General features: G+C 37.7%; 11 protein-coding genes and 2 pseudogenes. 4 read left to right on the top strand and 9 right to left on the bottom strand.

Translation table 11 applies throughout. The annotated features are described in order from the left end of the window. Positions 1-111: 111 nt before the first annotated feature. Positions 112-435, bottom strand: a complete 324-nt coding sequence (locus KTH84_RS09145; protein WP_262473024.1) for a hypothetical protein — start codon at positions 433-435, stop codon at positions 112-114. Between the two features lie 532 nt (positions 436-967). Here KTH84_RS09145 and KTH84_RS09140 point away from each other — a divergent pair. Continuing rightward, entirely contained in the window at positions 968-2248 is a 1281-nt protein-coding gene (locus KTH84_RS09140) for a tyrosine-type recombinase/integrase (protein WP_192836420.1), read from the top strand. 476 nt (positions 2249-2724) lie between these two features. Here the strand turns inward: KTH84_RS09140 and dsbG are convergent, their stop codons facing one another. The 3 genes from dsbG to dsbD are packed head-to-tail and all read right to left on the bottom strand — an operon-like array spanning position 2725 to position 6224. Continuing rightward, on the bottom strand, positions 2725-3471 hold the full coding sequence (gene dsbG / locus KTH84_RS09135; RefSeq protein ID WP_151302696.1) for a thiol:disulfide interchange protein DsbG: 747 nt from the start codon (positions 3469-3471) through the stop codon (positions 2725-2727). A 12-nt stretch (positions 3472-3483) separates the two neighbouring features. Beyond that, the gene (locus tag KTH84_RS09130; RefSeq protein ID WP_192836337.1) at positions 3484-4320 is read right to left on the bottom strand and encodes a TlpA disulfide reductase family protein; all 837 of its coding nucleotides are present in this window, start codon (positions 4318-4320) and stop codon (positions 3484-3486) included. Continuing rightward, positions 4317-6224: a protein-disulfide reductase DsbD gene (gene dsbD / locus KTH84_RS09125; RefSeq protein ID WP_192836336.1), complete on the bottom strand. Its 1908-nt coding sequence runs from the start codon at positions 6222-6224 to the stop codon at positions 4317-4319. The genes KTH84_RS09130 and dsbD overlap by 4 nt, the downstream gene beginning before the upstream one ends. 109 nt (positions 6225-6333) lie before the next feature. Here dsbD and KTH84_RS09120 point away from each other — a divergent pair, with 109 nt between their 5' ends. The 3 genes and pseudogenes from KTH84_RS09120 to KTH84_RS09110 all read left to right on the top strand — a co-directional run. Next, a complete protein-coding gene (locus tag KTH84_RS09120) occupies positions 6334-7005 on the top strand; it encodes a response regulator transcription factor (RefSeq protein WP_151302698.1) in 672 nt (223 codons plus the stop codon). Continuing rightward, entirely contained in the window at positions 7002-8384 is a 1383-nt protein-coding gene (locus KTH84_RS09115; RefSeq protein ID WP_192836335.1) for an ATP-binding protein, read from the top strand. Before KTH84_RS09120 ends, KTH84_RS09115 begins: the two co-directional genes overlap by 4 nt. Positions 8385-8437: 53 nt before the next feature. Then, positions 8438-8860 (top strand): annotated as a pseudogene (locus KTH84_RS09110) (DDE-type integrase/transposase/recombinase); the annotation flags it as partial. Positions 8861-8957: 97 nt separating this feature from the next. Here KTH84_RS09110 and KTH84_RS09105 read toward each other — a convergent pair. The 5 genes and pseudogenes from KTH84_RS09105 to KTH84_RS09085 form a co-directional block, all read right to left on the bottom strand. Next, positions 8958-10411: pseudogene (locus tag KTH84_RS09105) on the bottom strand (transposase). Beyond that, positions 10386-11513 carry a TniQ family protein gene (locus KTH84_RS09100; RefSeq protein WP_192836334.1) on the bottom strand — a complete coding sequence of 376 codons (1128 nt, stop codon included), beginning with the start codon at positions 11511-11513 and terminating at the stop codon, positions 10386-10388. Before KTH84_RS09100 ends, KTH84_RS09105 begins: the two are co-directional and overlap by 26 nt. A gap of 28 nt (positions 11514-11541) precedes the next feature. Then, positions 11542-12459 carry a TniB family NTP-binding protein gene (locus tag KTH84_RS09095; RefSeq protein ID WP_225996038.1) on the bottom strand — a complete coding sequence of 306 codons (918 nt, stop codon included), beginning with the start codon at positions 12457-12459 and terminating at the stop codon, positions 11542-11544. Continuing rightward, entirely contained in the window at positions 12456-14372 is a 1917-nt protein-coding gene (locus KTH84_RS09090; RefSeq protein ID WP_262472917.1) for a Mu transposase C-terminal domain-containing protein, read from the bottom strand. The genes KTH84_RS09095 and KTH84_RS09090 overlap by 4 nt, the downstream gene beginning before the upstream one ends. 89 nt (positions 14373-14461) lie before the next feature. After that, positions 14462-15481, bottom strand: a complete 1020-nt coding sequence (locus tag KTH84_RS09085) for a hypothetical protein (RefSeq protein ID WP_262472916.1) — start codon at positions 15479-15481, stop codon at positions 14462-14464. Positions 15482-15761 lie beyond the last annotated feature (280 nt).

The raw sequence follows: 15761 nt of genomic DNA, 5'->3' as shown, positions 1-15761 counted from the left end.
AAAGTTAAGCTGAAATCTAAATCTGCTTAACTCAATCCAAATTTTATATGAGTTTCTAAGTACTAAAACATTTTTTAAAGGCGCACAAAATAATTTATAGGTTCACAAAGTCTATCTAGAAAATTTATGGTCTTTAGGAAGTGGAGCATCACATGGTTGATCCGTCTTTACATTGACCATTTTCACAGGCCCATCATTGTAGATTGTTACCTTACAGCCTTTTACGACATATTCCTGCTGAATGCCACCATACATTTCATCCTCAGAAACAGCAGATGCAACATCACAAGCCTCGTCAGCACGGCATGCAGCCTCATCTTCACCAACCTCTACAGCTTCTGCTCCAGCTGCTTCCATTGCGTCTACAGCACTCTCTTGCACTTCAGCATCTACAGCCTGTATCTTTGCTGCATATGTATTTGAAAGATTCATCATAAGAAAAATTGCAAGAAATAACTTACTACAGTGATTTATTAAATTCATAAATTATCCATATCTCTTAATTTAAATTCAGCGTATACCGAGATCGATTTTACTTTGCAAGTTAGGGATGCAAAGGGGTTAGTATTATAAGGAGCTATTCTACCCATAATTATACTTATAGCAGCAATAGTTGACCCAAAAGAATTCTTCAAACAATTACAAGATATTGACCATTATTAGGATGCAATTAACTACAAAATATAAAATTAAACTGAAATCTAAATCTGCCCAACTCAATCAAAATTTTTATACGGGTTGCTAAGTACTAAAAAACATACATATAAAAAAAGCCCCTGCTTTCACAGGGGCTTTCCGAATTTGGCGGAAGCGGTGTCCGTATAACACCTGTATTATGCCGTCCAACCCAATCCAACATAAATATACTTTTCAACAACTTATGTAAACACCAATCCAACCAAGTCTTGCCAAACCCAATCATTTCAAATATTCTATGTGGGTTTTTATGTGGGACAAGAACAAGCCTATGCCTAAGAAAGCCAAAGAACTCTCTGCGCTCAGTGTAGCAAAAATCAAAGGAAATGGCAGGCATGCTGTAGGCGGTGTCAATGGTTTGCACCTGCGTATTGTGAACGACTCTCGTGCTTGGGTTCTACGTGTTGTTGTAGGTCAACGCTTTGATGAAAATGGAAAACAGCAACTTCATCGCCGTGATATTGGGTTGGGATCTTACCCAGAAGTGTCGCTAGCCGAAGCAAGGGCGAAAGCTCATGAAATGAAAGCCCAAATCCGAAATGGGATTGATCCTATCCAGCAAAAACAAGATCAACTTCAAGCTCTACGTATTCAAAAACTTCGTAATCGTACTTTTCGTGAATGTGCTCAGATTGTGATTGCCAATAAATCTCGTGAATTAAAAAATCAGAAGCATATTGCTCAATGGTCTACCACATTAGAAACGTATATCTATCCTACTCTTGGTGATATTAGTATTGGCACAATTACTAAAGTTGATATTGCTGAAGTTCTTAGGCCTATCTGGATTGAGAAGAACGAAACAGCTAAACGAATTCGTGGTCGTATTGAGACTATTTTTGATTATGCAAAGGCTATGGAGTATTTTGAAGGTGACAACCCTGCTGAATGGAAAGGTAATCTTGAACCTATATTAGGTAACTTAAAGCAGGAGTCACGTCCCCACCCTTCTTTGCCTTATGATCAAGTCTCTACATTCGTTCAACACCTTCGCCAAAAAGATGGTATTTCTCCAAAGGCACTGGAATTTGCAATTTTAACAGCTTGTCGTTCTGGTGAAATTTTTGGAGCAACTTGGCAAGAAATCGATTTTAAATCTAAAGTCTGGACTATACCTAAAGAGCGTATGAAAGCTGAAAAAGAACATCGTGTTCCACTTTCAGAACCAGCAATTGAATTATTAAAATCAATTCAGACTGATATTGAACTTCAAAGCTATATTTTCCCTGCACCTCGTACTAGTAGCAAGCTTTCAGACATGTCCTTAACTGCTTTGATTAAGCGTATGCATGAACAAAAAATTAAGGAAAATGGCTTAGGCTATATTGACCCAAAACAAAATCGAGTAATTACCACACATGGTTTTAGATCAACATTTCGTGATTGGTCAGCTGACAAAACAGATTACCCTCGTGAAGTATGTGAGCATGTGCTTGCGCATAAACTGCCTGATGAAGTAGAGGCTGCATATTTACGTGGAGCTTATCTCGAAAAACGTAAAGCATTAATGGCAGATTGGGTAAAGTTCTGCTATCAAAATATTATTCAATGATAAGATTAATGGGGCAGGTCCAGTTGCCTAACTTAAATAAAATATCTCTAATAAGATCAGTACTGTTCATATTTAAAAATACAAGTCCCGTATGATGATGAAAACCTAACAAAACCAAGCAAGTATAATATTATTAAAAGCTTTGATTATAAAAAATTACTAACAACTTTTCCCTCAATATTGGAAGAGATCATTAGATATGAACTTTGGGAAACTTTTGAACCATCTGCGTTTAAAACAAAGTTATTAGAAAATTGTGAAACAGATGTTTGAGATGCTCGCCATTTTAACAGTGAGTTTGGTTAACAATCGGGTGAGTTGATTGAGATCGTCTTTTTTTGATTCCTTAGCAAATTCTGATGCAAGGTCATTTAGTTTTTATTCGTTCAAAATAATGCCTGACTCCGATGTGAATATGAACATGGAAAATTCAGGCAATTATACAATTTAATTTTGGCTCATATCTTTCAAATATATCATTGAAAAATTCCTTTCAAATCTTTTGGTACGCCAGAAGCAGTTTCCATTTGCCCCTTACTATTTTTCCAGATCATTGCAGGTGTAGCATAAAAACCATACTTGGTCATCATTTCTTCATTACTTTCAATTTTTTGGGCAATGTTCGCTGGGATTGGTTTCATTTCCTTTAATTTTTGCTTACCCTTGGCCGCATTAAATTCTTCAAAAACCTTTGCTGGATTTGTAGCAGCAAGTAATGTTGCTGCCTGTCCTCTACTTTCTGGACGAATCACTGCCACTTGAATATGACGTAACTGGACTTTTCCTGATTTTACATAAGGACGGGCTTTTTCCCAAAACATATGACAGTACGGACAGTTTGGATCTGAGAATACATAGACAATACGGGGTGCATTAACATTGCCATCCTGAATATAAGCGGATTTACCCAGACTTTTCCAGACATCATCCAATACGGATTGTTTAACATGCTTATTTAGGGCATCAACAGTAAGGTTATCTCCTTTGGCATTATGTAAGTCACCAATAATGTAATATTTCTGGTCATTGGAGATAAAGACTGTTGCAGGGTTCTGTTGCATATGTCCTGCCCAACCCGTCATTTGTGCAGGGGCTTCTATCTGTTTTACAAAGCTAAAGCCCTCTTTTTCCAGTTGCTGCTTAATTGTGGGTACAGCAGTAAATGCCTGAGCGGCACTCAGGGATAATATTAAGCCAGACATTAACTTTAAATGAGCGTTCATCAGGTTACACCTCTATTGATTTGATGAATGAGTAATTTTTTGCAGATATTGCTTGAGCATGGCTTGGCTTAATTCACCAAGATGACGCTCCACAAGTTGTCCTTGTGCATTAAAAAATAAGGTACTGGGTAAGCCATACATATTCATGTGTTGAGGCATTTCCCCATGAGGATCAAACAGGACATTGTTAAAATTCAATTGATAACTATGTAGATAGGACACAATCGCTTCAGGTGTTTCACCCTGGTTAAGCATGACAAATTGAACATCTGGATAATCTTGTTGTGCCTGATACAAAACAGGCATTTCACGATGGCAAGGCGGACACCAACTCGCCCATAAATTCACCACAGTAGGTTTACCAATAAATTGAGTCAGGGATTGTGGTTGCTGTTTAAGGTCGTTAAATGCTAAATCTGGATAGTGTTGCTGTGCATTCCAATGGTTGAGTAGATTGATTCCCACAAACTGTATCGTGATAAACAATAGAAAACTGCTTACCAATACAGGCACTTTTAATAAGCGATTTTTCCAGATAAACCAGCCACTCCCCGCAATGATGCCTGCATAAAGGTTAAATCCTTTATCCTGAATTTTCAGAATATCAACAGGATGAGCCAGATAGAGATCAGTATTAATCAGCACAAATACAAGTCTTGCGGCAAGTAAGCCCATCCATATTGCAGTCCATAAGGAATCCTTATAGCACTGCCAAGTTGACTCACTCCATTGATGACGTTGCTTAAAATATTTCCCAATGAACCATACACCAACAAGTCCAGACAGTAAAATCAATAGTGACCACGGCAGCATGAACATACCGAGATGCAGTGCTTGAGAAGAAATCAAGGTTGATTCTCCTCATTTAATTTTTGAATATTCTGAATTAGTTGTGATGCGGTATAAGTGCCTGTAAGACGAAGATCACGTTGCTCTTTCTGGTTAGGTGCAAGAAACAATACCGTTGGTGGACCAAGAATCTGCCATTGTTTTAAAATAATGTCTTGCGAAGCTTCATACTGGGTTAAATCCAGCTTAATACGGGTCACGTTTTTCAATGCATCCTGAACGTCAGCTCTTGGTAAAAGCTCTCTTTCAATGGGTTGGCAGGCAACGCACCAGTCAGCGTAAACGTCCAGTACAATAGTATCTTTGGCATGTGTAGCTAACGCCTGATTCAGTTCCTGCTGATTTTTCACAATAATCCATGAATGAAGTGTCTCACTTTCAGTGATATTCACATTCGCAATCGCCTGATTCACATGCCAGATTCCACTTACAGCACAGACACAGACCAAAACCAGAACGGCAGCTTTATAAGGGATATGGACAATATGGCGTAAAATAGCCAGTAAATACCCCGCCATTGCGATCAGAATTAAGGCAAGCCCTGCATAGTACAAAGTTAGAGGCAATAAAGGACGAGCGAAATATATCGCCATTGCTAGCATGATAAAGCCAAAACTAAACTTTAATCGATCCATCCATAAACCTGGCTTGGGTAAATATTTAGCTCCAAAGACACTGGCGATAAATAAAGGTATCCCAATCCCAAGACCCAGTAAGAACAGGTAGAACCCACCAAGTAGACTATGTTCAAGATGAGAGACATAGAGCAAAGCTCCTGCCAATGGTGCACTCATACAGGGACCAACAATCAGGGCCGAAACGGCCCCCATGATTCCAGCACCAAGAAGTGTTCCACCTTTTTGGCGTTGTTGTATCCGATCTAAACGCTGTAAAAGACCTTGTGGTAAAGACAGTTGATACAAACCAAATAAGTTCAACGCAAACACAATAAACATCAGGGCAAATAAGCCAATGAACACAGGGTTCTGGAACCAGCGTTGAATACCGTAACCAATTTGTGAAACCACAATCCCCATCACCCCATAAACCAATGCCATACTCAGGACAAAGGTCAATGCGATGATAGCGGCTTTATAACCCTTATTACGCTGCACCAAAATGCCTGAAAGAATTGGAATCAGAGGTAATGAGCAAGGTAAAAAGGCGAGCAGAATGCCTAACCCTAGAAACAGGATGATGTTAAAAACAACACTTTGACTGGACAAAAGATTTAAAAAGAACTGGTCATTATTCCAGTCATCACTCAATGATGCCGTTTGTGGCTGAGCTTTGACCTGATCTTGTCGCTTGTCATCAAGAGGAGTATCTGATCTATCTTGCTGTACCACTAAAGGGGGTTCAGGACTTATTTTTTCTTGCGCTGGTTGAATAGATTGCTGGCTAGTTTCACTTTCAGATTCTGACTTCACTTCAGGCGTATTTTCCTGAGTGACTAAAGCTGCAAGATGAGAGAGTTTTGTCCCAGAATTCTGTTGAGGAAGTAGACCTGTGGTATCCGTTGTGATTGTGGTTCGTTGTACGGGATAACATAAGCCATCCTCTGAACAGCCCTGCCAACTGACTGTATATTGGCTGTTTGGTTTTACAGCCAGTTGCGTCAGCACCTGATTGTGATGCACATTGGTTACACCAAAGGTTGGATCATCTTTTTCCTGACCTTTGGGTAGATTTAAAGGTAAGTTCTGTTGCTCTAGACTCACCTTAAACTGGTCATGATATAAATAATAATGTGGGGCGATGTCCCATTTTAACTCGGCTATTTTTTCAGAAACAGAACTTGCCTGAAATTTAAATGCCTGATCTGGGGGCAGAAAATCCTGATTTGCATATAACGATGCTGTGGCCATACCCAATGCAATCGCTATCAATGGTTTCATCAACATACGAGCTTATCTAAACTTAACATTCAGGGCATTATCAAGGGTGCAAAATTAACAGAACATTAAGGGCTGTTTTTGTTTGTAAAATAGGTGGGCTAGATGAGGAAATACCATGTTTGTCGTACTTGTTGAAGATGATCCCTATATTGCCCAGAGTATTGTTGCTGCACTGGATTACTTGAATGTTTCAGTTGAGCATGTTGATACAGCCAAAGCTGCGGATTATTTTATTCGTAACAGTGCGGTTGATTTATGTTTACTGGATTTGGGCTTGCCTGATCAGGATGGTCTTGATTTGTTAAATACATGGCGTAAAGATCAAATTCATGTACCCGTTCTGGTACTCACAGCACGTAATCAAACCCAGCAATGTGTAGATGCCTTAAATATAGGTGCAGATGATTACTTGACCAAGCCATTTGAGTTAAATGAACTGATTGCCAGAGTTCATGCTTTAGCTAGGCGGAATCGGGGATATTCCTCAAATGTGCTGCATATTGGTGAATTAGAGATCCATCAGGACACTCAACAGGCACATTATCAAGGACATCTCCTCACTTTATCCAGACGGGAATACAGTTTGCTGGAAGTCTTTATGCTTTATCCTAATCAAGTGTTAAAAACAGAACAACTGATTGATAAAGTTTATGGCTATCAGGACAGTATTGAAAGCAATGCACTGAATGTACATATCCATCACCTTAGACAAAAGATTCATCCTGATATGATTCAGACGGTTCGGGGCGTAGGCTATATGTTCAAAGTGCCAGAGCAAAGTGCATGAAAAGTTATAGTTTAAAATGGCGACTAGTTTCTACCATTCTAGCAGTCTTTGTTATCTTGTGGTCTTTGGTATTTTGCTGGCTTTATTTTGAACTGGAAAAACACCTGCAAAATACACTGGATGAACGTCTTTCTGCTTCTGCCCATATGGTTGCCCGTTTAATTCAGCAACTCCCTGTTGATGAAATTGCCAATACTGTTAATGCAGTACAACAAGACCATAGCACCCCAAATCTGATTGCCTGTCAGGTTTCATTGTTCAGTTCTAATGTTTCAGCCAACCATCAGGTGATTGCCAAGACACAAGGTTCACCTGAAAGTTTAAGTACACGAAAAATAGGGCTGAGTACATGGTCAGAAAATGGGGTGGAATGGCGTAGTTATGTCTTACAAAAAGGACAAATACAGGTGGTTGCTGCGGAAAGGTTGCAGTTACGCTATTCCTTACTTAAACAGATTTTACAATCAGTATTAATCCCTTTAATCATTACCCTGATTTTATGTGTTTTTTTAATTTTATGGATTATTCGGGTCGAGTTTCAACCTTTAGACCAGATTGCGCAGCACCTAAGCCACAAGAAACAGCATCTATCTGATGCAGCGACCTACTTACTAGAATTAAAAACCCAAAATATTCCTAAAGAAATTCAGCCCTTTGTCGATGGTTTACTGCAACTGATACATGACCTACACCAAAGTCTGGAAAATGAAAAAAGTTTTAGTGCCTTTGCTGCCCATGAGTTACGCAGTCCACTCACCGCAATTAAAACCCATGTACAGCTTAGCCAACTCATGCTAAAACCGACTGAACCAACACAAGGCAAAATTGACATCAATCTCAAACAGGCAGAAGCAAGTATCCAGCGTTATGAGCAGTTACTGGAACAACTATTATTACTCAGCAAAACTGAAATAAAACCGCAACATGCTTCAATGGAATCCACAGACGTTGCCCAAACTCTGCAACACATCATTGTTGAACTTGAACAAAAATATCCTGATATATCCAAACATCTTAATATTGACTGGAAAAGTTTATCTTTAATCAATCTACCTCACGCTACTTTAGCGATTGTACTTAAAAACCTGATTGAGAATGCTTACTTACACTCACAATCTATAGCCCCAATTCAAGTCTATATGGATAAGGAGGATTTAATAGTTGCGGATACAGGTCATGGTTTGACCGATGCTGAACTTGGTTTACTGACACAGCGATTCTGGCGTAAGTCTTCACAAAATGATGGGTATGGTTTGGGCTTGTCTTTGGTTAAATTGCTACTAGAAAAACATGGGTTTTCCATACAATTCTCACATCATTCACCTCGTGGATTGAAAGTTTCTATTACTTCAATATCCAGTTTGAGCTTGGTCAACTAACCAACTCCGAAAAACTTGAAGTTTCGGCATATTCTGACATTCTTCCCGATACACTAGGTTGGCAAACCAGCCATCGGATAGATCGTCAATTGGTATGTGATGCATTTAATTATGCAATGGCACGTCAGGGGTATCCAACAGGTGTCATGGTGCATTCGGACCAAGGCTCACAGTACTGTAGTCGTGATTTTAGGACGCTATTATTAACGAATAACTATATTCAAAGTATGTCACGTAGGGGGAATTGTTGGGATAATGCAGTGACTGAAAGCCTCTTTCTTACATTGAAAGGTCATGTGATACATGGCAGTGTATTTACCACTCGAAAAGAGGTGAATGCGGTTTTGTTTGATTATATTGAGATTTATTACAACCGAATTAGAAGGCATTCTGCAAATGGCTGATTAAGTCCTGAAGCATTTGAACAGAAATATTTTAAGAATTTAGAGGGATCGGCCGTCCACAATACTGTCTAGGATTATTGTTATGGATACTTCTTTTAGAAGAATTAGATAAACCAACCAACTTCTACAATAAATTAGCTTGGAATAACACAGTATAATCACAAAAAATCTATCTTTTTGAGTCTAATGTGTTTTTTGGCAACCAATAAGAATGTTTCTGCAATAAAATAGTATATCCATCATCAGTTTCTGTAATCATCTCAAATTTGACCTTTAGAGATTCCACATAAGGTAAATTATGAAAATACCTTAAGCTATTTTTACCCAACTCAATACATCTTCTTTTTTATCCAAAGGCTTATCTATCAGCTCAATTATTTCTTTCTCTACTTTTTGCTTTCGTTTCTCATTGAAATTTTTTGATTTTTTAAAAGCCAAGTAATCTATGGATGTATCAAAATTTTTATTCAAAAAATTAATGAACCCTGTTAGTGCAGCAGCCTGACCAGAAAAGTCGATAAGATAAGCTTTTACATGATCTAAGTTAGGTAATGCAGCTCCCGATGCACAAACATAGTGCATAATAGCAACCGCAGGCTTTATTGCCAGTTTTATTGAACGGATACTGGTCTTTCCATCTTTCATTTTTATATCAAGCTCACCTTTATAAGACATAACCACATCATAAGCAGTAGAGGGCTGAGGAAGACTTAAAATCAGTTTTTCTATCTGATCCTGTTGAGAACAAAAATCTTTATCCTCTAATGCTGCCTTAATGTGATGGGCTTCATCTAGCCAATATGTAACCAACTCGAATTTTCTAAGTCCACTGGTTCTTAAAACAGCCAATAACTGCTCTGCTGTAGGAATTGCATCAATCCATAATTCTTCGGTCTTGATAAAAAAGTGGGTATGTTTATTGACATACAAAGCTGCTTTATTTGCACCCACTTTATCTTCTAACCAAAGTAAATATTGCTCATATTGAACCTGTAAACGTGGGGATTGGAATACTTTAATATTCCGTCTAGCTTTCTCCCATAGATTCTTATGCCAGTAACAATTATCACATAGATCAGGACAGCCTGCTGGTATCATGACCTCACACTGTTTGCATTTCTTTTTGGCGTTATTCCTACATTTTTTACAAATCTTAGTCCCTGTATCATCTTGCTCTAATAAGCGATATTTATGACAAGAGGGGCATGTTTCATAATCTCTAGTAGAACATTTTGGACATACCCTTAAATCATCACCAAATCGTGAAATATGCGTCAATTTTTGCGATGGCGTATTACACCTCTCACAACGCTCAATTGGGCGAAAATAAACAGAACAGCTATTACAAACCACACCATATTCGGTGAGTGTCCCTATCGACTTATTGGCTTGATTACAGCGAATACAAGGCTGTTTTTTAATGCACTCATTACAAATTGCCTGATCATCGTTTTTTGGCAATCGGGCATATTCACCACATTTTGGACATGCTCTTTTTTTAAAAAGTCGAGCATAACAAGTTGAACAATACTTGTTGCCCTTATATCTTTTTTTAAATTTATCTATATCTGCCCTCTCACAACCACTACAGCTTTGTTCATGGGGCAATTGAGCTAAAGTCACTTGTTCCACCTTTCTGTAGCTTTCTTAAAAGCCTTAACCACTTCCGTTGTACACTTTTTTTGGATTTGGGTTTACGCATTACAATAGCATTATCTTTAGGCAAAACAATCTTACTTGGCTTCAACATTTTATGTTTCATTAATTGAAGCTGTAGAGCTACTTTTTTTCTTTTATCCCAAAAATAAGAACGACTTACACGATATTCTAAAGAACGTTCCACAATCAAATCACAAGGTAATGCCATGATTTTATTTAAAATTGATAATAGTTTTTCACGCTCCTGAACCGTTAAAAATTCGAAGGCTACAGGTGTAATGGGATAATCTATATTTAAATCAATATTAAAACTTTCAAACATTTGCAACAGGTTAGGACTTTTCATATTAATAGGGGAACGAATAAAGCTCAACCATGTACGAGCAATCTCAAACCACTCTATTGATGAAATATCCTTTTGATTATATCGCCCAAGCTGTGATTCTAAGACTTGATCGGCTTGATGTTGAAATCTTAATGCATCCGCTTCTATTGAACGTTGAATGAATGTACTTAAATCAGCATAGCATGAAGTGCAAATCGCTAATGAGCCATGTTCTACATCAATTTTTGTAGGTTGTAGTGTGATTCCGCATTGCGGGCAATGATCTATTAATATGGTTTTATGAATATCACAACCACTATGCCAACCCATGCGCCACTTGATACGCAAATATGGTGGTGAATTGGCAGAATTTAGACATTGCGTACAAACTTGACGACCCGACACATTTGAACGATTCCGAATACCTAGAGCCAGTATCCAAGGAATACGCTGATTTTTGTTATAATTTATTGGAATCAAAGCAGGGAAATAGCTGCTTAACATAGTTTTCTGAACTTCATACTGTTCCACAAAACAATGATTTAACAATATGTCTAATTTTTCTTCATTTAATCCCCGATCAATATCTATCGTTAATCCTCTCCATTTTTCCCACAAAAGATTCACTAAAGTTAATGGTGAGCAGCCTAAATCCAAAGCAGAACGTATGAGCCAAGAGGAAAATACTTCATCCTCTTGAATAGGAGTACGAATATACCAACATTGTTCTATTTGATGCATGGCTATTTTCCTATGAAAAGCAGAATACCTAAACCACGTTAAGATTTATATTCCTCATACCCTCGGTTGGTTTAAGCCATTTAAATTTATGAACAATTTCTTCGGTAATTTCTTCATTACCTTGTACAATTGCCTCTTTAGCGCATTCAATTAGCAATCTGTTTAAGTCACCAAAATTCCCACCTGAAATTTCAAATATAAGGGTGGCAAGTCTTTGAGATGCTAGATCAGAACGTTTCTTTAAAGGCAATAACCGTACATAACTTAATAATAATCTTAGAAAATCCTGATTCAGTTCCCATTTAGGTAACATTGCTACATCAAAACGACTTGCATATTGGGCATCAGTATGTAGGATCGTGACTGCTTCACGAGTACCAACGCCAACAATATTCAGACTTAGATCATTACTTAGATTCTTTAAGGTGTTCATCACTTCGGAAAGAAGTTTGGTAGAACCTGTTAAACAATTATGGATTTCATCAATAATCAACATTTTTGTCTCATACTTCCGCATTAGGTGGACAGCCTGATTCCGTAACTTTGCTTCGGGATCAGTAGGACGAAATGGGACAAAGAAATGATTCAATATATTGATATAGAGTTCTTTCACATTTGCTTTAGCAGGGGCTAATATGGTTAAAACAGGTTTTTTTACAGACAGCAGCTCCATATCTATGTCATTCACTGTTTTGGTGTAATACTGCTTTGTAAATTCATGGATAATGGTCGTTTTACCCATATTAGAATCACCCACAATCAATAAACATTCTGGGCGAAGCTTCCTAGGGCGATTCAAAATGTCAGTTAAAGTATCCAAAATAGTGACTGCTTTTTTATAACCAATCCAACGATCAGAAAATAAAGTATTGATACGATCACTGTCACTTAAAGTCATTACTTCAAGCACATCATCTGCAAGATGTTCATATTTTTGCGTTGTCATCCCCTTAAATCCTCAAATGCAGTCAATGGAATACCCCATAAATCATTAGTTGGCTGAACACTATTTTCGACAACAGACGGTAATTCAAGTTCATTTTTTTCAGACAAATGATGTGTTGCTTTTGCATTTTCTTTTTTACGTTGATTTACCCTCCGTTGCTTCCTAGTCAAACTACGGGATTGTTTCAATTGCTCACGTAAATGAAGAATTGCTTTATAAATCTCATCCTGATTTTGATTATCCTGTTGTTCACCACGAAGATATTTCTGTACTTGTTTGTATTCAAATAAGCTAATTGGTGGCATTTCTCGTTTAGCAGTAGGTACTTTAAAATATGTATTGGACAGAGGTTCATAAAACCAAATAAGAGAAATATCCCTTGGATCACGTTTAAACAGAAATTTCTTTTTTCTCTTTTTATTTATATCTGCGGAGTCAATACAATTCACCCATTGTCGTAAACAATCAGCAAAATAAAATAGATTGTCTTTCTGTACACCTACACGTTGAATTGTTGATTCAAATTCAGGAAGAAAATCAATAAATAACGTGTCTTCATCCGAAACTCGCTCTTTTAAACCTGTTCCGACTGTAGTTTTAGTTCCCCAAACACCATCTTGCCATTTCTGTAAAGGTGACATACCGAGCTTGGAGTGTTTCTTTTGGTGATAAACTTTAGTGATCCAATAAACAATATAATATTCTAGTTCTTTCAGTGTCATACAAGCATGACCTGCTGAATCATAGCTTCCACGTTCTTGAATATTTGAGAAAGTTGTACCATCCAAGATGTGCATTTCAAGGTTAACAACGCCAATTAAACGTTCGATATGTCCACCAAACCTTGCCCCACCAATCGGACGAAACTCCCAATGAATCCCATATTTCAAACAAGCTCGACTGATATGGTTAGTTCTAAAGTCTGGGCCATTATCTGTATGCACAGAATCCATAAGACCTTCAACTTGCCAATCAGCGTCTATATCCAATTCAATAAGCTTCCGTTTTTTTGACAAAATACTGGAAGCAATACACATGGCAACAGATGTTGCACTGGGGGCTTCTAAGGACAGGTAATAACCGACCACCATTCGAGTATTTACATCAATAGCTAATGTTAGAAATGGTCGTCCAATCGCCTCTCTAAATTCATCATCAACAATTTCAATATCTAGTGGAGTGTGGTCTACCTGTACATATGCCAAGGGATAATCGGCATTAGGAAACTCACCAGCAGCAGATGCATATTTATCTTGTGCTGCTTTAGAACCATGACGAGCCTTAATCACCATATAATCATTTAAGGCTTCTATTTTTCTACGAATTGAATTGTCATGGGGAGCTTCTAGTTTAAGACGAGAACATTCTGCCTTAATAAAATCTATGGTCTTTGCAATACTGGGCTTTCTGGCATTGAGATATTCCTCTTGAATACCTTGATTAATAATATTCATAATTTGAGGAGACAACCTAGACTTCTTTCTCGTCCAACCTCTCTTTTTAGGAACTAACACTAAGATAGAATTATTTTCTCTAAAATCTTTTAACCACTTCCATAAAGTGGAACGGTTAATGTCATATTCGCTTGCCCGTTGCTCTACCAATTCAGTTGTTGAATACCCAATTAACGGTTTGATAATTTCATAACGATGTAAAGCTATTTTCCATGCTTCATGTGTAATATCCCAATCACCTTTATTTATATCTTTAGTTTGGTTATTTTCAGGTTCAAATACTTGTAGAGAATCTGCACTTACCTGTAAGCAACGTGTAGAATCTAAACTTGAAATCACAATATCATTGGCATTCAGTACATTAGCAATCTTATACGGTTGCCCATCATACTTAACAATAACATTTGGTTTGAGTATGATCCGACTTCGATCAATACTTACAGTATCAGTCTGAACCATTTCAAATCTCGCTCGTCATCATCCATAGCGTCGTGGATCAAACCATTTTTGTATTCAATCGGCGGGATATCATTACCCATGTTTAACGGCTATTCTTGCATGATTTTGTTGTACAACAACTTTGAACTCTTAATGGCATCAATTGCTTCAAGTTGTGCACTTGAATGCGCCAGCTTGTATTTTTTAACCAGTTGATTTTGATAATTTACCGTTTTATCTTTGTACAACGGATATTCGTCAAGCTGCTCTAAAAGAGAGTTTTGTAGTTCTAGCCAGTTGCCTACAGCATCGGGGATCATCTCATGATGTTCTATTTCAGCTATTTTTTGGACGAACGGTCGGTCTTGATATAGTTCAACTTCTAACTCAGACGCTTCGTATCCTAAAAAAACCGGAAAAGTGAATTCTTTTTTACAAAGAAGTGCTGTTAACTCTTCGCACTTCGCTACAAAAATCTCTTTGCTAATATTCCATGATTGTTGCGTTGCCTGCGCATATACAAAGCCAACTAAACCATGAAGGTAACTGTTTAAGTTATTCTTCGGTATACCAACAGGTTTAGCTAGAATCTGTTTTTCTAATTCTTGCGCGTTATCAGCCTCGGTAAACAAAGTCACTTTGCCAAGAACGCTTTTAATCAAAGCTTCATCAAAAGTCATAACAGCTTTTTGTAATCTGATGATGTCAGATGGCTTTTCAGCATTAAGTTGCTCATCAGTGCGCTCGGCAAATATAGCCTGTAGCACAGTGAGGCGTTGGTCAGCAGTTTGTGTATTCCAATCCTTTAACTGGGTAGTTGCACCAAAAGCCTGAGTGGTATGCAGCACCAAAGCTCCATATTGGGAATGGTCAAACTCTGATGCCAACCAATTCTTGAGTGTTTTCCAGAGATTTTCGTGGTGGTCAGTAAGCCGATTAGCATAGTCTTTGACTTCAGTTTGAGTCGAAGCCAAAGCATCTGATGACACAAGGCTGACATCACCGTCTTTTTCAAACCAAACTGATTGGCCTTCTTCTAGTGAAAAGCATTTATCCAAGCCAATCAGTACTTGGTAATGAAAGGCTAAGGCGGTTGTTAATGCGGCATTTTTAGTTTGACCACCACTCATGTTCACCCCTAATATTTCCTATTAAAACTTGAATAGAAAATTGATTCATAAACCTTATTTAATGTATAGCCATCAATAAACGTGTATGCACTAATATTAATTATTAGAAAATTTCTTAATTCTTCTATGAGTTTAATTGGTTAGTTCTGATCATAACTATAAATATACAATTGATTTATTGAACAATATCACAAAAAACAAAGTAATTCGAGTCTGAGAGAACCATCTATTTTTCTCCTTAGTGGCACAAATACAGGGATATATAGTTTTCAAAGCTCAA

Source organism: Acinetobacter sp. WU_MDCI_Abxb74, assembly GCF_025513915.1.
GTDB classification, from domain to species: Bacteria; Pseudomonadota; Gammaproteobacteria; order Pseudomonadales; family Moraxellaceae; genus Acinetobacter; species Acinetobacter calcoaceticus_C.
This window is presented reverse-complemented; position numbering and strand designations above follow the sequence as displayed.